The sequence below is a fragment of the bacterium SCSIO 12827 genome (assembly GCA_024397995.1).
Lineage (GTDB): Bacteria > Pseudomonadota > Alphaproteobacteria > Rhodospirillales > Casp-alpha2 > UBA1479.
This window is the reverse complement of the sequence record CP073746.1, coordinates 304,499-323,813: the sequence shown is the minus strand read 5'-3', so window position 1 is coordinate 323,813 and position 19,315 is coordinate 304,499. Positions and strand designations below refer to the sequence as shown.

Genomic DNA, 19,315 nt, shown 5'->3' with positions numbered 1-19,315 from the left:
TTCCACGCCGGTTTCTGACACCATCACGCCCTGGTCGGGAGATCCCATGTTCCTCAGCGTCTTCGATATCTTCAAGGTCGGCATCGGCCCGTCGTCGAGCCATACGGTCGGCCCCATGCTGGCCGCCGCCCGCTTCGTCCGGCGCATGGAACGTCAGGACACCCTGATGACCGTAACCCGCATGCGGGCGACGCTCTACGGCTCCCTCGCCTTCACCGGCAAAGGCCACGCCACCGACCGGGCGGTGATCCTGGGCCTGTTGGGCGAAACGCCCGATACGGTCGATCCCGACGCAGTCGACGGCCTGATTGCCGAGATCGTTAAGACCAAGCGCCTGAAACTGGGCGGCGGGCCGAAAATCGATTTCGACCCGGACCGGGACATCGTTTTCGATTATGGCCCCGCCCTGCCGGGCCATGCCAACGGCATGATCATGGCCGCCTGGATGGGCGGTGGTGAAAGCTCCGAAGACAGCGACCGCCCGCCCGACAAGGAACGCGCCTATTATTCCATCGGCGGCGGCTTCATCGCCACGGACGACGAATTCGCCGCCGCGACGGAGACCGCCGACGTCGCCGGATCGGAGCCCGAAACCGTGCCTTATCCCTTCGCCTCGGCGGCCGAGATGCTGGCGATGGGCGAACGGGCCAAGCTCAGCATCGCCGCCATGAAGCGCGCCAACGAGCTGACGCAGATGAGCGCGGCGGACCTGGACGCCGGCCTCGACCGCATCTGGGCCGCCATGAACGCCTGCATCGAACGCGGCGTGACCCAGGAGGGCATCCTGCCAGGCGGGCTTAACGTCAAACGCCGGGCCAAGGCGATCTGGGACGGCCTGCAGGCGGACAAGAAACGCAATTTCCGCCTGGAACATACGGTCATGGACTGGATCAGCGTCTATGCCCTGGCGGTGAATGAGGAAAACGCCGGCGGCGGGCGCGTGGTCACGGCGCCGACCAACGGGGCGGCCGGGATCGTGCCCGCGGTCGGGCGCTACTACCTGGATTTCTGCCCCGACGCCTCCATGGCCGGTATCCGCGACTATCTGCTGACCGCGGCTGCCATCGGCGGCATCGTCAAATCCAATGCCTCGATCTCCGGCGCCGAGGTCGGCTGCCAGGGCGAGGTCGGATCGGCCAGCGCCATGGCGGCGGCGGGCCTGGCCGCGATCCTGGGCGGCAGCAACGCGCAGGTCGAAAACGCCGCCGAAATCGCCATGGAACACCACCTGGGCATGACCTGCGACCCGGTGGGCGGGCTGGTGCAGGTGCCCTGTATCGAACGCAACGCCATGGGCGCGGTGAAGGCGATCAACGCGGCCTCGCTGGCGCTCAAGGGCGACGGCACCCACTTCGTGCCGCTCGACGCTGCCATCGAAACCATGCGCCAGACGGGCGCCGACATGCATTCCAAATACAAGGAAACGTCGGAAGGCGGCCTGGCGGTCAACCTGACGGCTTGCTGATATCCTGGTTCAGGCGCCGCGCCGCCCGGCGCACATGATCGACGAAGCGGGTGGCGACCACGGACAGGCCGGACGTCTGGCAGGTCAGGTTCAAGGGGGCGGTCAGACCCGACCCGGACGTCAGGGGACGGAACCGGACCCCTTCCAGATGCAGCTTGTCGAGTGACGCCGGGACCAGGGAAATACCGACCCCCGCCGCGACCAGGTTCAGGGTGGAAACCACGCGGGGCGCCTCCTGCTCGACCCGGGGGCTGAACCCTGCGGCATGGCAGGCGGCGATGATGGTGTCATACAATCCGGGACCGGACCGTCGGCGGTAGAGGATCATCGGCTCGTCCTCAAGCGCGGTCAGCGGCAGCGCGCCGGCCTCCCGGCCCAGGGGGTGGTCGACCGGAACGGCAACAGCCATGTCCTCGTCCAGCAGACGGTGGACGGTCAGACCACGCACCAGACTGACGGGCGAGCGGATAAAGGCCACGTCCATCTGCTCCGCATGGATGGCGGCGACCAGTTCGCCGGTGTTCGATTCCTCCAATGCCAGCGAGACACGGCCGTGGTCTTCGCCGAAAGCGCGGATGGCGTCCAGCACGAAGGGATGGAACGACGCCGAGCTGGTGAACCCGATGGCGAGCGATCCTTCCTCGCCGCGCCCGCGACGCTTGACCCGCTGCACGGTGCGCTCGACCCGCTCCAGAATTTCCCGCGCGTCGGCGAGGAGCGCGCGCCCGGCTTCGGTCATCTCCACCCCGCGCGGCTTGCGGCGTAGAAGCTGGGTATCCAATTCCCGTTCCAGGGCCTGGATTTGCTGGCTGAGCGGCGGCTGCTGGATGCCCAGGCGCTCGGCGGCGCGGGTGACGTTGCCTTCTTCGGCAACGGCAACGAAATAGCGCAGATGGCGTAAGTCCATGTGGGTCAGTCCATATACATATATAAATAATATGAATAATACTTTTTCCATATATTAGACATAGGTTACGGCGATGGCTACCGTTCTCCTCAAGCCGCGTCTGCCCGTACCGGTCCACGCGGCACCCCATTTACCCACCAATGCCGCCCGCCTGGGCCAGAGCCGAGGAGACCGCCACCATGAGCCCTGCCGAAACAGCCCCCGTCATCGCGCTGACGCCCGAGGTCGCCGACCGCCTCTACCGGACCATCGAGCGCAATCTTGCCGTCGTCCGCCGCCGCCTGGGCCGGCCCCTGACCTTGGCCGAGAAGATCGTCCTGGGTCATCTGGACAATCCGGAAACCCAGGACCTGGAGCCGGGCACATCGTTCCTCAACCTGCGCCCCGACCGCGTCGTGTTCCAGGACGTTCTGGGTCAGAGCGGCATGTTGCAGTTCATGCAGACCGGGCGCGACCGCGTCGCCGTGGCGGCGACGATTCACTGCGACCACCTGATCGAGGCCCGTACCGACGCGGGGCGGGACCTGTCGGAATCGCTCAACGAAAACGACGAGGTTTACGGCTTTCTGAAATCCGCCGCCGCCCGCTTCGGCCTGGGCTTTTGGGCGCCGGGCGCCGGGATCATCCATCAGGTCGTGCTGGAGAACTATGCCTTTCCCGGCACCATGATCATCGGCACCGATTCCCACACACCCAACGGCGGCGGGCTGGGCGCCTGCGCCGTCGGTGTGGGAGGTGCGGATGCAACCGAAGTTCTCGCGGGTCTGCCGTGGGAACTGCTCTATCCCAAACGCATCGCAGTCTATCTGACCGGCAATTTAAGCGGCTGGACCGCGCCCAAGGACGTGATCCTGGCCGCCGCGCGGGAATTGACCGTTTCCGGCGGCACCAACGCCATCATCGAATACATCGGCCCGGGCGCCCGCACGATCAGCGCCACGGGCAAGGCCACCATCACCAACATGGGGGCGGAGGTCGGCGCGACGACCTCCATCTTCCCTTTCGACGACAGCATGGTCCGCTATCTGGATGCCACGGGGCGGGGCGTCATCGCCCGTGTCGCGGAGCGCTACCGCCACCTTCTGGAGCCGGACGCCTTGGCCGAAGCCGACCCCCAGGCCCATTACGACCGGGTCATCGAGATCAATCTCAGCACCCTGGAGCCCCATGTCGCCGGGCCCCATTCGCCGGACCGGGCACGCCCCCTGTCGGACCTGATCCGCGAACTGGATGCCGCGGATAACGACATACAGGAACAGGTCAGCGCCGTGCTGATCGGTAGCTGCACCAATTCTTCCTACGAAGACATGGGACGTGCCGCCCGCGTCGCCGACCAGGCCACGGCCCGGGGCATGACGGCGGCCATGCCGTTCTTCGTCTCCCCCGGATCGGCCAAGGTGTTGGCGACCATCGCGCGGGAAGGGCAGCTTAAGTCCCTGGAAAACATCGGCGCGGTGGTCCTGGCCAATGCTTGCGGGCCCTGCATCGGTCAGTGGCGGCGCGGGCAAGCGGCGGCGGATGAACCCAACTCCATCGTCACCTCTTTCAACCGCAACTTTCCCGCACGAACGGACGGGCGGCCGACGACCATGAACTTCATCACCAGCCCCGAACTGGCAACCGCCTTCGCGCTGGCCGGCACGCTTCGCTTCAACCCGGCGACGGACAACCTGACGGCCCCCGACGGCACGCCGTTCATGCTGCAGCCCCCCGGCCCTGTCGATGACGTTCCCGCCGCAGGCATGGCCCAGGGCGACGCCGCCTTCCACGCGCCGCCCGAAGACGGCCGCCACGTCGAGATCCGCATCGCGCCAGACAGCCGGCGCCTGCAGGCACTCCAACCCTGGCCCGCCTGGGACGGGTTGGATGTGACCGACGCGGTGATCCTTGCCAAGACCTTGGGCAAGACGACGACGGATGCGATCTCTCCCGCCGGGCCCTGGCTGAGCCTGCGCGGTCATCTCGACAGGTTTTCGGACAATATGCTGATGGGAGCGGTCAATGCCTTCACCGGGAACCGCGGCCGCGGGGTTGAACAGCTTTCCGGGAAGACGGATGTACCGTTCTCCGACGCCGCCCGCGTCTACCGCGCGGCCGGCTTGTCCTGGGTGATCGTCGGCGATCACAACTACGGCGAAGGATCGAGCCGCGAACATGCGGCCCTGTCGCCCCGGCTTCTCGGCGGCGCAGCGGTCATCGCCCGCAGTTTCGCCCGCATCCACGAAACCAATCTGAAAAAGCAGGGGTTGCTTGCCCTGACCTTTTCCGACCCGGCAGATTACGACCGCGTTGGCGAGCGCGACCGCCTGAGCCTGCTCAACCTGACGGCGCTCGCGCCGGGCAAGCCCGTGGAATGCCGCCTCCGACGACCGGACGGGACGGAGGATACCCTGTGGCTCAACCACACCTATACGGCGTCGCAGATCGAGTGGTTCCGCGCGGGATCGGCGCTAAACCTGATGCGCGCGCAGACGGACACAGCCATACTGCGGCCCACGGCGGGTGCGGCATAAGCCGGATCTTTAATAAAAAACCAGCAGGAGACATCAACATGCGCTTGGCAATCATCGACGACTATCAATCGGTCTGGGACCGGTTCGTGGATTGGAACACTTTGAAGGGCGTGACCGTCGTGCCCTTCCGCGACCATGTGTTCGAGGAGGCCGAGCTGATCGCACGCCTCAGCGATTTTGACGCCGTCCTGAGAATCCGGGAACGCACGGAATTTCCGCGCCACGTATTGGAAGGCCTACCCCGCCTGAAGCTGCTGTTGGCCACGGGCATGCGCAACGCCCGGTCCATCGACCTGAAGGCGGCGGAAGATCAGGGCATCACCGTCTGCGCAACGACGATCCGGCATCATGATTCCACGGTCGAGGTCGTGTGGCTGTTGCTGCTGTCCCTGTTCCGGGGCTTTACCGGGGAAGTCGCGTCGCTGCGCGCCGGCGGCTGGCAAAACGGCCTGGGCCTCGGCCTGGAAGGCAAGACCTTGGGCATCGTCGGCCTGGGCCATATGGGACAGCCCGTGGCCAAGGTCGCCCAGGCCTTCGCCATGAACGTGATCGCCTGGAGCCCCAATCTGACGGCCGAGCGCGCTGCCCCCTTCGGCGTCGAGGCTGTTTCCAAGGAAGACCTGTTCCGTCGCGCCGACGCGGTGACCATCCACATGCCGCTGTCGGACCGCACCATCGGCGTGGTCGGGGCCGATGATATCGGCCGCATGAAGCCGACGGCCTTTTTGGTCAATACCTCTCGCCCGCAGCTGGTCGACGAGGACGCCCTGGTCGCCGCCTTGCAAAGCAGCCGCATCGCCGGCGCCGGGATGGACGTGTTCACCATGGAGCCCCTGCCGGCCGGGCATATCTATCGCACCATGCCCAACGTACTGGCGACGCCGCATATCGGCTTCGTCACGCAGGAGAATTACGAGGTCTTTTTCCGCCAAAGCTTCGAGAACTTGCAGGCCTATCTGGACGGCGCGCCGATCCGCACGATCACGCCGGAGGTGCCCTACCTGCCCGACGCGCCCCTGGTCGACACGGCGCCCGGCGACGTCACTTAAGATCGGGAGAGGTCAAAACCGGGCCAGGAAACCGCCGTCGACCGCAATCACCTGGCCGGTCACATAGGCCGCTTCGTCCGACACCAGAAAGCGCACGGCGCCGGCGATTTCCCCGGGCTGGCCCCAACGGCCCAGGGACGTGCGCTGGGCAAGCCAGCCGGTGACCTGGGGATCGTCGACCATGGCGCGGTTGGCGTCCGTCGCGAAGTAGCCGGGGGCGACCGCGTTGACCGTGATGCCGTCCGCCCCCAATTCGGCGGCCGAGGCCCGCACCAAGCCGGTCAGCCCGGCCTTGGACGCCGTATAGGCGGCATCGCCCGCGCGGGCGACATGGCCCGCGATGGAGGTGACGTGGACGATCCGCCCGCGCCCCTTGGCCCGCATCTGGGGCGCCGCGGCCCGGGTGAGGGTGAAGCCGGCGACCAGATTGACCTCCAACAAGTCGCGCACGGCCCGGGCGTCCAGGTCGTCGAGGGGCCGGCGGTCGCGAGCCCCGGCGCAGTTGACCAGAATGTCGAGACCCCGCCCGTCGCCATCGTCCAGGTCGTCGACGGCGGCCAGAACGGCCCCCTCGTCGGTTACGTCGAAGGGCAGCGGCCGGGCCCGTCCGCCCGCTGCGGCGACGGCATCGCAAGCCGCGTCCAGCGCCGGCAGGTCACGCCCGCCGAGATAGACCAGCGCCCCGCCCTGCCCCAAAGACTTGGCGATTTCCAGGCCCAGGCCCCGGCTGGCGCCGGCGACCAAGGCGGTGCGGCCGGAAAGATTGAAGGGTTGAACAGGGTCGGACATCACGGAACCTCAGCGGAAAATGGCGTCGGATTGCCGGGCAGACTACTCCATGGATGACCAAATTGTGAGCCTGCTTACCCTTGCAATGGTCGGATTTTACACCCAAGCTATGAAGCATAAGTTCGTTGGGCGGGGACGATCACCCTTTTCATAGGAGACGCCCCAACAAATGACCGGATTTTTTGAAACCCTAATCCGACCGGACAAGGAAGAGCTGGACAACATGGACCGGCGGGAAGTCGGCCGAGCGGCCAACGTTCTGCAGGTCGGGGAATTCCAGCTGCTGCAGCTCGCCTACCGCGACTGGCACGACGAAGACCTGCCTGAATTCATGGTCGACCGTCTGTTCCACGACTACATGATCCACAACGACGGGCCCCCCTGGGCCCGCCATTATGCCCGCAAGATTCTTCGCCTGGATAAATCCGGCGAGATTACGGACGATTACCGCTATCACCGCTATGACAACGATTATGGCCCTCAGGCACCGCCGCACGGGATTAAGCGATTCTTCGTGGCGGCCGGTATCGTCATGCTGATTTTCGGCAGCGGCATGGCGGGCGCAATCATGTCGACGGGGCCGGGGGCAACCCAGTTCCCGCCCTATGTCTCAACCAAGGACATCCGTGCGGCAACGCCCGACGAGCTGACCCAACAGACACCCATCCGTACGCCGATCCCCTGACCGGCCGGTGCAGGTCTTCCATCCCGCCGCCGCTCTCGGGCGGCGGGTGGGAAAGCCCGTTCTGTGTGCTTGCCTAATCGGACAAGCGCCTTTACCTTCCCGCCATGTTATTGGATTTGGGATTACCGGCGGAGCTGGAGCCGCTCGTCAACATCGTCTTCCTGTTCGTGACAGGGGCGATCACGCTGCACAGCATCCGCTACCGCGATGAAGAGGGAAAGCAGGACTTCGTGCGTCTGCTGTTCGGCTCCATCGCCGCCGTGTTCTTCTTCCTGGTGTTGTTCCAGGACGTTCTCGGTGTCGTCAAGTTCGGCTGATCCCGCCGCCAAGACTTTCCAGAATATCGCTGAATAGAGTCAGCGCGGCAGCGCGCCTTACGGCTTGTGCATGCGCTGCAATTCGTCCTTCTCCGGAAGGCGCAGAAGACGCTTTTCCTCCGGCAATTGAAGCTGCTTGTAGAGATATTCCGCACGGTCACGGATCGAGGACGGCGTGTCGTCGTGGTACAGCAGCCGATCGATAAAGCCCGGTCCTTCGACAGCTTCGGCGTCGATCTTCAAAGAGTCGATATAGTCCGCCAGGGCCTGTTCGTACCGCCCCTGGGTATCATGCACGATGCCCCGGTTTCCGTAGGCCGCCGCCAGGGCGCCGCGCCCCGTGGGGTCGTCGGGATCCAAGTTGCGCTTTAGGAAATCGATGGCCTGGGTCAGGACCTTTTCCGCCGCGTCATAGCGCTTCAACTGGACCAGCGCCGCCGCCTTTCCCAACAGGGCGCCACGGTGATTGGGTTGCACGGCCAGCGCACGGTCAAAGTCGGCGACCGCCCCCTCGTACTCGCCGCTGGACAGCTTGATGTCACCTTCCCGTACCTCGAAGTCACCGGCCGGTGTCTCAACGAAGGCCCCCCAGAACGACCACACCCCGAACATGACGAAGGTCAGCATGGCCAGGTAGATGATGAAGCGTTTGAGGACGCGGGGATTGGACAAAGCTGACATGGGCGGGGTCACTTAAACAGGGTGTGAACATAAAAGTAAGAGAACACGAAACACAGCAGGCCTGCGGAAATGCCGGCGCGGCGTAACAGGCGCCCGCGTTCGGCATCGTCGACCGTTTCCTCTCCTGCTTTTTCGATGGCCCGGCGCACGGTCAGAATCCATATGAACCGGCGCACAGGCAGGAACAAGGCAGCCATCAAGACGATCGTCCACAGCCATCGGTATTCAGGGGTGAAGAGGCTTTGCATATTGATTAGGGGCTTGGAATGTTGCCGTTTTTTCACTTTCTGCGTGTTTGGATCATAACAAGGAACGGTCGCGATCATCCAAGTTTTTTACGGCAACAAGTTGGCGGTGGCGCAAAAAGGCGGGATCTTTTCGCGGGCGGCGATCAACACGCGGAAAATGCGGAAAGCGAATGCCGGAAAGAAATCGGGGGAAGAGCCGAAGCCCTCCCCCCCGATTGGGTTCCGATAGTGATATCGGCTTAGTCGTCGCCGCCCTGTGCGGGTGCGGCGTCGCCGATGTCATCCACCAAGGCTTCGATCTCGCGATCGGGAACCGTGGACATCTCCATCTTGTAGGCCAAGAACCACATCATGAAGACACCAAGGATCCACCAGATGATCTGCCAGGCCCAGATGGACGGGATGCCGAAGGTCCAGGCTTCGTAACCGGCATTCGGAGCACCGAAGATATCGTTACCGATAACGGCGCCCGGGCCGATGCCGAAGAACAGCCAGATCAGCGTGATACCCCAAGCAACGGGGACCAGGCTTTTCTTGGATTCCGGCAGGGAAGCATGCTCACGCAGGAAGTTGTGATACTTCATGCGGTGCTGCATGGCCCCTTCGTCCTGGGTCATGGCGGAGACGATCACACAGATGGTCGCGTTGAAGAGAATCCCCCAACCGGCCGAGTGGATCGTCCAGGGCCAACGGCCCCAGCCCAGGTCGATACCGAAGAAGCCGGCAATGGAGGCGCCGAAGTTTTCGGTAAAGATGACCGCCAGACAGCCAGCCGCCAGACCCAGCGTCGCACCCTGACGGGTGATCCACGGGAACCAGCAGATGGCGGCCAGGGACGGCCACATCTGGAAGCCGAAGGCAACGGCCAGACCACCCAACAGCACCAGCGCGTCAGCTGAGAACGTGGCAACGACCAGAGCCGAGAGAACGATGATCAAGACGCCGATACGGCCGAACAACTTCTGCGTGGCATGGTCCGCACCCGGATTCAGGTAGCGTTTGTACAAGTCACGCGTCAGCATGCCGCCGGCGGTGGACATATACGCCGCGCCGGTGGACTGCATGGCGGCCAGGGCGCAGACGGCGAGAAGGCCGACCAGCCATGGGGCCGAGTCGCCCACCAGGTTGATGTAATGTCCGACGATCCCGCCCTGCTTGTTGGCGGTCAGATCCGGAAGTACCTTGGAGATCCCAATGCCCGCATCGTTGAAGGCGGGCGTGGCACCGAGGAAGTGGGCACCCATGCCCTGAGCCGCGGTGAAGAAGAACAGGATCGCACCGATGCCGAAGGCCGACGCCCACACCTGCTGCGGCGCGAACGGCCGCGGGTTGGTGTTGGAGAACGACCACATGGTGAACGCCGGAGCGGAGTGAATGCCCATGAGCGCGAACATGTAGGTCAGCACCATGATGCCTGTCCAAAGCCCCCCCCCCGGGGTTTCCTTGCCAAGACCGGCGGTGAACTGGATGACGCCCGGAATGGCGAGGTAGGCGTTGTAATCGCCCCCACCCCAACCCTGGGTGGTCTTCCATTTGCCGATGTCCGTCTGACCCATTTTGGCCAGTTCCTGGCCAAAGGCGGTCCAGCCGCCCAGCTCGCTGTAGGCGATGATGCCGATGGCGATGATGCCGAAGGCCAGCAGGATGCACTGCACGGTGTCCACATAGGCCACGGCGCGAAGACCGCCGGACGCCACGTAGATGAACACGACCGCAGACAACAGCCACATGCCGAATTCAACACCGACCAAGCCGTCGGTCAAAGCGTTGAACAGAAGGCCCGATGCGCGCAGCTGTAGCCCGAGATACGGGATCGAGAACAGCAAAGCCACGATGACCACGAGGATACGGATCGCATCCCCCTGGAAATAGGTGGCCAGCATCTCGCCCGGTGTCACGAAACCGAAGCGTTTGCCAATCATCCACTGGCGTTTCAGGAACATCACGCCGGTAAACGGAATGGTGATCGCGTAGAACGACGCATATGCGTACTGGAAACCGTCACGGTAGATCAGCCCCGGATGGCCCATAAAGGTCCAACCCGAGAACGATGTTGCCGTGGCGGCCAGCACGAAGACCCACATCGCGAGCTGACGGCCCGAGATGAAGTAATCGCTGGCCGTTTTCGACATCCGCGCGCCTTTGATGCCCCAATAAATGCAATAGGCCCAATACAGCGCAACGAATATGAACAGCCACACTACTTTAGCTGACAAGATTCATTTCTCCCCTTCTGTTCGGATCCTTGGCGCCGTGCGGTCGTTAACCCGTTGTCCAACGCCTAAGCGGATACCGAAACAGACGACACCCGGGGACCACCCCCAAATGTCGAATGTGGCGAAACGACTGAAAATCAGGACATGCCGGAACCCGATGGCCACCCAAAATTCACAACAACGAAATGCCGCCGTTAGGCCTCGGTCAAGGCGAAGGAAGCTCGGATCGAACTCACCCTCTCGATGCCAGACACACAAACTCTGGAGATTTGGTGTAGGATATTACGCCTCCCACGCCTTTCCGGCGCATGTGCATCCCTGCGGAATTTTATTGTTATCGTTTCCGTTTCCTCCGCCGACCGACTGACTCTCCTCGTCCGGTCCGCGGAGTTAGAATCCTAATAACATTTTCTGCTAATGCGCACAACTCATAGAGACAAAGGCTCTTATGTAAAATAAAGGACACCCTTGCAGGGCCTATTTTGCTGCACCGCACACTGTCAACGGGCAAGTAATCGGAGGGTGACTAATTATTTCACAATATTTTCTATTTCAAATTCATCTTTTGTGAAAAATACACACTTATATATTTAATGATCGCGTCATTTTCGCGAGCATGGCGCGCAAGCCGTTTGTTTCCGCCGTCGCGCTCGGTTAGGGTTTTTCCGTCATCCCGGCGCGGGCTCCTGTCCGCGCACCGATTCAAGCGCCACAACGACCTTGATCGGGACGCGACCGGAACAAGTGGGGAGAACGGCAGCCATACCATGGAACCCCGGACCGCCATATTCCGCATGCTGGTGCGCGAGGCCATGGCCGCGACACCGCCCAGCCTGGCCGCGGACGCCCTGTTGGGTGAGGCCGTGCGGGTGATGGCCGATTCGGGGGCCTCGGGCGTCGTCGTCACGGGGCCGGACGGGCGGCCCCAGGGCATCATCACGGAACACGACATCACCCGGCGCGTCCTGTTCCAGGCCACCGCCGACACCCCGGCGTCCCAGGTCATGACACGGCCGCTCCGCGTGATCGGAGAGACCGAATACCTTTACCAGGCGATCGCCGTCATGCGCCGCACGGGCCTGCGCCACATGCCCGTGGTCGATCCCGCCGGCCGCCTGACCGGCATGCTGAACCTGGACGACACCCTTGCGGTGGCGTCACGCACCCTGATGGCGCAGATCGACAGCCTGACCCAGGGCGGCGACGTGGCCGGCCTGACCCAGGTCAAGCGGGCACAGGTCACGCTCGCCGATCAGCTGTTCCGGGACAACCTGCCGGCACCGGAAATTCAGGCTCTGCTCAGCAACATCAATCTTGATATCTACCGCCGCGTGGTCGACGGCGCGCTTGCCGCCATGGCCGCCGAGGGTCTGGGCCCGCCGCCGGTCGACTTCTCGGTCATCGTCATGGGATCGGGCGGGCGCGGCGAAAGCTTCCTGTTCCCCGATCAGGACAACGGCTTCATTCTCGATGATTACCCGGATTCGGAGCACCGAAGAATCGACGCCTGGTTCATCGACCTCGGTGAACGCATGACACGGGACCTGGACGCCATCGGCCTGCCGCTGTGCAAGGGCTTCGTCATGGCGACCAACCCGCTGTGGCGCAAGACCCTCAGCCAGTGGAAGGCGCAAATCAGCCTGTGGAGCCGCAAGCGCGGCACGACCATGCTGCGCCTCTGCGATATTTTCTTCGATTTCAAATCGGCCCGGGGCCGCGACGATCTGGCCGATGACCTGCGCCGCCATGTCGCCGAGACGGCCCGGGGCAATCACATGTTCCTTCGCGAGATGTTCGAGGACGACCAGGATCATGGCCCGGCGATCGGCTGGTTCGGCCGCTTCATCACCATGAAGGACAGCGACGCCCCCGGCTACAAAGGCTACCTCAACCTGAAGCATTCCGGCACCCTGCCGCTGGTCGAGGCCATGCGGCTTTTGTGCCTGCGCGAGGGCCTGGCAATCAACCCGACGCTGGAACGCATGCAAGCCCTTAAGGACCGAGGCATCCTGGCCAAGGACGAAGCCGATTACCTGCGCGGCGCTTATCGGCATATCTCGCACCTGCTGCTGCGCCAGCAGATCAAGGATTTTCAGGCGGACCGTCCTGTCACCAACTTTGTCCACCCACGCAGCCTGACCCGCCGCGAGGCGGACATGTTGAAGGATTCCTTTGAGGCCATCCGCCGCCTGCGGGACCGTATGCGGGGCGAATTCACCGGCGACGTGCTACAATAAGCCCTATGCTGACGCGCCGACGTTTTCTGGAAAGTACCGTTCTTGCAGGCCTCGCAGCTGGCTTGCCCGGCGGCGTTTCCGCCAACCCTGCCGCGATCACGAAGACCATCCCCCGGACCGGCGCCGCCGTGCCCGTCATCGGCATGGGCAGCTGGCTGACCTTCGACGTCGGCGACGACCCAGCGGCCCGTGCCCAGCGCGCGCAGGTCCTTGCCACGTTCTTCGAAATGGGTGGCGGCATGATCGATTCCTCGCCCATGTACGGATCGTCGGAAGCGGTCATCGGCCACGGCCTGGCCGCCCTGGGAAAGCCCAGGACCCTGTTCGCCGCGACCAAGGTGTGGACGCCGGGCCGGGACCACGGCATTCGCCAGATGGCGGAATCGGAACGGCTGTGGGGCGTCAAACCCTTCGACCTGTTGCAGGTCCACAACCTGCTCGGCTGGGAAGGCCATCTGGAAACGCTGACGCAATGGAAAGCCGGTGGCCGCGTACGGCACATCGGCATCACCACCTCCCACGGGCGACGTCATGATGAGCTTGCGGCCATCATGAAGACGCAACCCGTCGATTTCGTGCAGCTGACCTACAACATCGACGACCGCGAGGCCGAGGCCCGGCTGCTGCCGCTGGCCAAGGACAAGGGCATCGCCGTGATCGTCAACCGGCCGTTCCAGCGGGGGGCCCTGATCGACCGCCTGCAAGGCCGGCCCCTGCCGCCGTTCGCCGCCGAGATCGGGGCCGCCAACTGGGCCCAGGTCCTGTTGAAATGGATCGTCGCCCACCCGGCCGTGACCTGCGCCATCCCGGCAACCACGCGGGTCGATCACATGACGGAGAACATGGAAGCGGGCCGGGGGCGGATGCCGGATGCCAAACTGCGGAAGAAAATTTCGGCCTACGTGGAGTCCCTTTGAAGACGGCCGCGCGGCCAAGCCAACCAGCCCCGCGCGCCCTGCGTTTTTAGAACTGCTTCTGCATCTCGCGCACGTGTTCCATCTTGATGGAGGCATCGACGGCCTGGCGCAGGGTGGTGATGCCGCGGGCTTCCAGCATCTCCAACATTCTTAGGAACACCTTGGCGGTGACGATGCTGTCGCCCAATGCGGTGTGGCGGCCTTCGACCTCGACGCCCATGCGTTCGGCGATGGCGTCCAGCGAATGGTTGCGGCTTTCGGCGTCGAGGAACACGGACAGCAGCAGGGAATCCAGCACCATGTTGTCGAACACCACCCCCGTCGCCCCTTCCTTCAGCTTGAGAAAGCGGACATCGAAGGCCGCGTTATGGGCGACCAGGACCGCCTCGCCCACGAAGGCCTTGAACGCGGGCAGAACCTTGTCGATCGGCGGCTCCCCCTTGACCATGTCATCGGTGATGCCGTGAAAACGGATGGACGCCTTGGGGATTTTCTTGCCCGGGTGAACCAGGCGGGAAAACGGCGCGTCTTCCTCGATGCGCCCGCCCGTCACGCGCACGCCAGCGATGGAGATGATCTCGTCCCCTTTGGACGGCTTGAGACCCGTGGTCTCCGTATCGAACACGACGAAGGTCAGATCCTTCAGATTCTTGCCGCCCAGTTCCTCAAGGTGCATGGGCGGGTTGAGCTGATCGAAGTCATAGAGTTCTGGCCGCGCGGGCAGAGCGCTCTTGTCGAATTCGCGGACGTGCAACAGGTGATCCAGCTGCGCCCAGATGGCGGCGAACACCAGGACCAGGACCGCAACACCCGATCCCCAAGTCCATAGGAAATCGGCGGTCCCACCACCGTCCTTGAGGCGCCAGACAACGGCCGCCAAGACAGCCATGGCGGCGACGGTCAACAGGCCCAAGGCCCAGCCCGCCAGCCGCCGCATGCTCATGGCGCGGATGATCTCGAAACGGTCCACGGAACGGCACCTCCCAACGGTGATTCCAGGAAAAGCTTAGCACGCCGGAGGCGAAACGGGATTGCGTAGGGTCAAGTTCCCGTGAGTCCAGTTGTCAGACCCCTTGCGATCCGCTAAACAGCGCGCCGGAACCATCCGTCTCGCCCCGTTGCCCTGTACCTTTGAAAGCCCCGAAAATGGCCAGTTATCAGTATTCCTATGTCATGAAAGACGTCCGCAAGGTCTATCCCGGCGGGCGCGAGATTCTCAAGGGCCTGACCCTGTCGTTCCTGCCGACCGCCAAGATCGGCGTACTGGGCGCCAACGGCGCCGGGAAATCGACCCTGCTGAAGATCATGGCCGGCAAGGACAAGGATTATTCGGGCGAAGCCTGGGCCGCCGAGGGGGCCCGCGTCGGCTATCTGGAGCAGGAGCCGGAACTCGACCCCAAACTGACGGTCGAGGAAAACGTCACCGCAGGCCTGGGCGAGGTCAAGGATCTGGTCGACCGCTTCAATGAACTGTCCGCCAAGTTCGCCGAGCCCATGGACGACGACGAGATGAACGCGCTGCTCGCCGAACAGGGCGAACTGCAGGAAAAGATCGACGCCGTGAACGGATGGGAGCTGGATCGCACCATCGAGATCGCTATGGACGCGCTGCGCTGCCCCCCGGGCGACGCCGACGTGACCAAGCTGTCGGGCGGCGAGCGGCGCCGCGTGGCGCTGTGCCGTCTGCTGCTGCAAAAGCCGGAAATCCTGCTGCTCGATGAGCCGACCAACCACCTGGATGCCGAAAGCGTGGCTTGGCTGGAACGCTTCCTCGCCGATTACGACGGCACGGTGATGATCGTCACCCACGACCGCTACTTCCTCGACAACGTCACCGGCTGGATTCTCGAAATCGACCGCGGCCAGGGCATTCCCTACGAAGGCAACTATTCCAGCTGGCTGGAACAGAAACAGAAGCGCCTGGCCCAGGAAGAACGCGAGGAATCGGCCCGCCAGCGCACCCTGAAGCAGGAACTGGAATGGATCCGCCAGTCCCCGCGCGCCCGCCAGGACAAGTCCAAGGCCCGTATCGCCCGCTATGACGATCTGGTCGCCAAGTCCGAGGAAAAGACCATGGGCACGGCGTCGATCATCATCCCGCCCGCCCCCCGCCTGGGCGATCTGGTGATCCAGGCCGAACACCTGCGCAAGGGTTATGGCAACCGCATGCTGGTCGAGGACCTGTCGTTCAAGATTCCGCCGGGCGCCATCGTCGGCATCATCGGCGCCAACGGGGCCGGCAAGACCACCCTGTTCCGCATGATCACCGATCAGGAAAAACCCGACGGCGGCGAGCTCCGCGTCGGCGAGACGGTGGTCCTCGGCTATGTCGACCAAAGCCGCGACAGCCTCGGCGCCGACAAGACCGTGTGGCAGGAAATTTCCGGCGGCAACGACGAGATCATTCTCGGCAAGCGCGCCATGCAGTCCCGCGCCTATGTCGCGCAGTTCAATTTCAAGGGCGGCGACCAGCAGAAAAAGGTCGGCCAGCTGTCGGGCGGGGAACGCAACCGCGTCCACCTGGCCAAGATGCTGCTGTCCGGCGCCAACGTGCTGCTGCTTGACGAGCCGACCAACGATCTGGACGTCGACACCCTCATGGCGCTGGAAGAAAGCCTGGGCGATTTCGCCGGCTGCGTGCTCATCACCTCGCACGATCGCTGGTTCCTCGACCGCCTGGCGACCCATATCATCGCCTTCGAAGGCAACAGTCAGGTGGTGTGGTTCGAAGGCAACTACCAGGCCTATGAGGACGACAAGAAGCGCCGCCTCGGCGACGCCGCCCTGGAACCCCACCGCATCAAGTACAAGCCGCTGACGCGTTAGCCGCAAAACCTGCGGGCTGGAAGTAGCTTGGCGCGATCATTACCCCGCCGTTCATTCCGCCGGCGGGACTGCTCGTGCTTTTTGCGCCAAAACAATGAACACCCCGCCCAGCATGGCCGCCAAAGCGATGATCAGGCGGAGCGTCAGGTCCTCGCCCAGCAGCACCACGCCGCCCAAGGCCGCGATGGCCGGGGCGGACAACTGTGTCGCCGAGGCGCGGGCCGCCGGCAGATAGCGCAGCACCCAATACCAGATGACATAGCCGCAGCCCGACGCCAGGCCGCCCGATAGCACGGCAAGCGCCAAGCCCGGCGCCGTGGCGTCCAGGTCGGCCCAGAACAGCGCGCTGACCACCAGGGTCAGCGGCACGCAGATCAGGAAATTGGCGGCGTTCGATTCCACGGGATGCTTGGCCCCCCGGATCAGCAGCGAGAACACGCCCCAGGCCGCGCCCGAGATGGTGTGGAACAACGCGCCCAAGGGATCGGGGGCTTCCAGGCCCGGTAACACCAGCCAGACCAACCCGCCGGCGGCCAGCGCCAGCCCACCCCAGGCGAAGGCGGTGAACCGTTCCCCTTCGTAAAACGCCCAGGCGAACATGGTCAGCTGCACCGAGCCGAACAGGATCAGCGCCCCCGTGCCCGTGGTCAGCAGGACATAGCCGAAGGAAAAGAACACCGCGTAGGCGAACAAGGCCCCGGCCGCGCGCCAGTCCCCGAAGGCCAGTTGCGGCAGATGGCCACGCCGGACGAACACGACCACAGCCAGAACCGCCGCCGCCGAAACCAGGCGCACGGTGGTGAAGGTCGCGGGATCGATCAACCCCGGCCCAAGGCGGCCCGGCAGATCAGCGAGTTCGATGCGAAGGCCGTGATGGCCAGGGCCGTCATCAGCACGATGCGAAGCGGCGACGGCGCGGGGACTGGATAGGGAATGACGCATCCTCCGGGAATTCCCGCGGCGGCGGATGCGCCACGGTCTCCCGACCATCAATCCCCCCGATCCGACGTCAACGCAAGAACGAACCCACCAGGATACTTCGGCGAGAAACGAAGTAAGCTTCTCCATCCCGGCCTTGTCCGGGTCCGGCCGCTGGTGAGCGTGGACATCGGTCTGGTCGATGATGGCCGTGGCGACCCTCCCCACGCCCGCCAAAAGAAACCGGCTACGCCAGACCGTCGACGTATATTCGGAACCTGTCCGTCTGGTCCTCGTCCAATTCAAGCCGCGCATGGGTATGATCTTCGGTCTTGGCGATGATCGCCGCCTTGACCGCGCCCACACCCGGAAGTTCGATGGTGAACATCTCGCCCTCGGCGACCTGGAGCCCGCGGTCGATCACGATCCCGCCGCCCTTCGACAGGCTGTGCAGCGTCGTTTCCCGCTCCACCCCGGCCACGGTCGCCTTGACCTTGGTGCCCACCGGATGACGGCCCGCCCATTCCGGATCCTGGCTGTCGCGGATAATCTCCAGCAGGCGTTCGTTCATGTGGTCGATGCCCGACTTGACCTGGGCCGCCGCCTCCAGCTGCTGCGACGCCGCGTCGCCGGACTGGCCCGCGACCTCCGTCACCTGGATGATGTTCGACGACACTTCCTGGGTGCCCGATGCCGCCTGCTCTACGTTGCGGGCGATCTCCTGGGTCGCCATGCCCTGCTGTTCGACCGCCGCCGCCACCGACGATGAAATCTCGTTGATGTCCGAGATCGTCTTGGTGATGCCGGCGATGGCCTCGACACTGTTCTGCGTCGCCGACTGAATGTCGCCGATCTGCTTGCCGATTTCCTCCGTCGCCTTGGCGGTCTGATTGGCCAGGTTCTTGACCTCGCTTGCGACCACGGCGAAGCCCTTGCCGGCGTCGCCGGCGCGGGCCGCCTCGATGGTCGCGTTGAGGGCCAGAAGGTTGGTCTGCTCGGCGATGTCGGTGATCAAACTGACGACCTCGCCGATCTTCTCCGCCGCCTGGGCCAGGCCCTGGATCTGGGCGTTGGTGCGGTCGGCTTCCTCGGTCGCCTGCCGCGCGATCTGCGACGACTGACCGACCTGAGAGGAAATCTCGTTGATCGAGGCCGAGAGTTCCTCCGCCGCCGACGCGACGGTCTGCACGTTGATCGTCGCTTCCTCAGCCGCCGATGCCACGGTCGAGGCCTGGGTATGGGCCGACTGCGACAGGTCCGCCGCCGCCCGTGCCGAGTTCTCGACCGTGTTGACCCGGTCCTTGACCAGTTCGACCGCCTTGGCGACCTCTTCTTCCAGCGCCGAGTTGAGCGCCAGAACTTCGCCGCGCAGCCGCCGGCGGTTGCGGCGGTCCTCGGTCTCGCGTTCCGCCGTCATGCGGTTCACTTCCTGGGCATTCTCCTTGAACACCTGCACGGCGCCGGCCATTTCCCCGACCTCGGTCTTTTCGCCGAGGCCTGGAATTTTGGCTTCCAGATTGCCGCCGGCCAGGTCGTTCATGGCGCCG

Annotated in this window: 15 protein-coding genes and 1 pseudogene; 8 read left to right on the top strand and 8 right to left on the bottom strand. The window is 64.1% G+C overall.

Annotation, left to right across the window (positions count from 1 at the left end):
• The first annotated feature begins 46 nt into the window (after window positions 1-46).
• Window positions 47-1,465: an L-serine ammonia-lyase gene (locus KFF05_01535; GenBank protein UTW52098.1), complete on the top strand. Its 1,419-nt coding sequence runs from the start codon at window positions 47-49 to the stop codon at window positions 1,463-1,465.
• Here the strand turns inward: KFF05_01535 and KFF05_01530 are convergent.
• On the bottom strand, window positions 1,446-2,381 hold the full coding sequence (locus tag KFF05_01530; GenBank protein ID UTW53533.1) for a LysR family transcriptional regulator: 936 nt from the start codon (window positions 2,379-2,381) through the stop codon (window positions 1,446-1,448). The two genes, KFF05_01535 and KFF05_01530, sit on opposite strands and share 20 nt — an antisense overlap.
• Window positions 2,382-2,551: 170 nt before the next feature.
• Between KFF05_01530 and KFF05_01525 the strand changes: the two genes are divergently transcribed.
• Window positions 2,552-4,885: an aconitate hydratase gene (locus tag KFF05_01525; protein UTW52097.1), complete on the top strand. Its 2,334-nt coding sequence runs from the start codon at window positions 2,552-2,554 to the stop codon at window positions 4,883-4,885.
• Between the two features lie 38 nt (window positions 4,886-4,923).
• The gene (locus KFF05_01520) at window positions 4,924-5,934 is read left to right on the top strand and encodes a D-2-hydroxyacid dehydrogenase family protein (protein UTW52096.1); all 1,011 of its coding nucleotides are present in this window, start codon (window positions 4,924-4,926) and stop codon (window positions 5,932-5,934) included.
• A 12-nt stretch (window positions 5,935-5,946) separates the two neighbouring features.
• Here KFF05_01520 and KFF05_01515 read toward each other — a convergent pair whose 3' ends face one another.
• A complete protein-coding gene (locus tag KFF05_01515) occupies window positions 5,947-6,723 on the bottom strand; it encodes an SDR family oxidoreductase (GenBank protein ID UTW52095.1) in 777 nt (258 codons plus the stop codon).
• Between the two features lie 169 nt (window positions 6,724-6,892).
• Here KFF05_01515 and KFF05_01510 point away from each other — a divergent pair, with 169 nt between their 5' ends.
• The gene (locus KFF05_01510) at window positions 6,893-7,408 is read left to right on the top strand and encodes a hypothetical protein (GenBank protein ID UTW52094.1); all 516 of its coding nucleotides are present in this window, start codon (window positions 6,893-6,895) and stop codon (window positions 7,406-7,408) included.
• Window positions 7,409-7,524: 116 nt separating this feature from the next.
• Window positions 7,525-7,725 (top strand): hypothetical protein, encoded by a 201-nt coding sequence (locus tag KFF05_01505; GenBank protein UTW52093.1) that lies wholly within the window; start codon window positions 7,525-7,527, stop codon window positions 7,723-7,725.
• A 57-nt stretch (window positions 7,726-7,782) separates the two neighbouring features.
• Here the strand turns inward: KFF05_01505 and KFF05_01500 are convergent, their stop codons facing one another.
• From KFF05_01500 to KFF05_01490, 3 genes are all read right to left on the bottom strand, one after another.
• On the bottom strand, window positions 7,783-8,406 hold the full coding sequence (locus tag KFF05_01500; GenBank protein UTW52092.1) for a tetratricopeptide repeat protein: 624 nt from the start codon (window positions 8,404-8,406) through the stop codon (window positions 7,783-7,785).
• Between the two features lie 8 nt (window positions 8,407-8,414).
• Window positions 8,415-8,732, bottom strand: coding sequence for a hypothetical protein (locus KFF05_01495; protein UTW52091.1), 318 nt, complete (start codon window positions 8,730-8,732; stop codon window positions 8,415-8,417).
• A 161-nt stretch (window positions 8,733-8,893) separates the two neighbouring features.
• Entirely contained in the window at window positions 8,894-10,870 is a 1,977-nt protein-coding gene (locus tag KFF05_01490) for a sodium:solute symporter (GenBank protein ID UTW52090.1), read from the bottom strand.
• A gap of 767 nt (window positions 10,871-11,637) precedes the next feature.
• Here KFF05_01490 and KFF05_01485 point away from each other — a divergent pair.
• Window positions 11,638-13,107 carry a CBS domain-containing protein gene (locus tag KFF05_01485; protein UTW52089.1) on the top strand — a complete coding sequence of 490 codons (1,470 nt, stop codon included), beginning with the start codon at window positions 11,638-11,640 and terminating at the stop codon, window positions 13,105-13,107.
• Between the two features lie 5 nt (window positions 13,108-13,112).
• Complete coding sequence (locus KFF05_01480) at window positions 13,113-14,024, top strand: aldo/keto reductase (GenBank protein UTW52088.1); 912 nt, start codon at window positions 13,113-13,115, stop codon at window positions 14,022-14,024.
• A 46-nt stretch (window positions 14,025-14,070) separates the two neighbouring features.
• Here the strand turns inward: KFF05_01480 and KFF05_01475 are convergent, their stop codons facing one another.
• A complete protein-coding gene (locus KFF05_01475) occupies window positions 14,071-14,967 on the bottom strand; it encodes a hypothetical protein (GenBank protein UTW53532.1) in 897 nt (298 codons plus the stop codon).
• 203 nt (window positions 14,968-15,170) lie between these two features.
• Here KFF05_01475 and ettA point away from each other — a divergent pair, with 203 nt between their 5' ends.
• Window positions 15,171-16,850 (top strand): energy-dependent translational throttle protein EttA, encoded by a 1,680-nt coding sequence (gene ettA, locus KFF05_01470; GenBank protein UTW52087.1) that lies wholly within the window; start codon window positions 15,171-15,173, stop codon window positions 16,848-16,850.
• A 51-nt stretch (window positions 16,851-16,901) separates the two neighbouring features.
• On the opposite strand, the pseudogene KFF05_01465 reads toward ettA, so the two are convergent.
• Window positions 16,902-17,740: pseudogene (locus KFF05_01465) on the bottom strand (DMT family transporter).
• 275 nt (window positions 17,741-18,015) lie between these two features.
• Window positions 18,016-19,308, bottom strand: coding sequence for a hypothetical protein (locus KFF05_01460; protein ID UTW53531.1), 1,293 nt, complete (start codon window positions 19,306-19,308; stop codon window positions 18,016-18,018).
• Between the last annotated feature and the right edge of the window lie 7 nt (window positions 19,309-19,315).

Coding starts and splice junctions, on each gene's coding strand:
- KFF05_01535 (UTW52098.1), top strand. CDS start 47: ATGTTCCTCAGCGTCTTCGATATCTTCAAGGTCGGCATCGGCCCGTCG.
- KFF05_01525 (UTW52097.1), top strand. CDS start 2,552: ATGAGCCCTGCCGAAACAGCCCCCGTCATCGCGCTGACGCCCGAGGTC.
- KFF05_01520 (UTW52096.1), top strand. CDS start 4,924: ATGCGCTTGGCAATCATCGACGACTATCAATCGGTCTGGGACCGGTTC.
- KFF05_01515 (UTW52095.1), bottom strand. CDS start 6,723: ATGTCCGACCCTGTTCAACCCTTCAATCTTTCCGGCCGCACCGCCTTG.
- KFF05_01510 (UTW52094.1), top strand. CDS start 6,893: ATGACCGGATTTTTTGAAACCCTAATCCGACCGGACAAGGAAGAGCTG.
- KFF05_01500 (UTW52092.1), bottom strand. CDS start 8,406: ATGTCAGCTTTGTCCAATCCCCGCGTCCTCAAACGCTTCATCATCTAC.
- KFF05_01495 (UTW52091.1), bottom strand. CDS start 8,732: ATGATCGCGACCGTTCCTTGTTATGATCCAAACACGCAGAAAGTGAAA.
- KFF05_01485 (UTW52089.1), top strand. CDS start 11,638: ATGGAACCCCGGACCGCCATATTCCGCATGCTGGTGCGCGAGGCCATG.
- KFF05_01480 (UTW52088.1), top strand. CDS start 13,113: ATGCTGACGCGCCGACGTTTTCTGGAAAGTACCGTTCTTGCAGGCCTC.
- KFF05_01475 (UTW53532.1), bottom strand. CDS start 14,967: ATGAGCATGCGGCGGCTGGCGGGCTGGGCCTTGGGCCTGTTGACCGTC.
- ettA (UTW52087.1), top strand. CDS start 15,171: ATGGCCAGTTATCAGTATTCCTATGTCATGAAAGACGTCCGCAAGGTC.
- KFF05_01460 (UTW53531.1), bottom strand. CDS start 19,308: ATGAACGACCTGGCCGGCGGCAATCTGGAAGCCAAAATTCCAGGCCTC.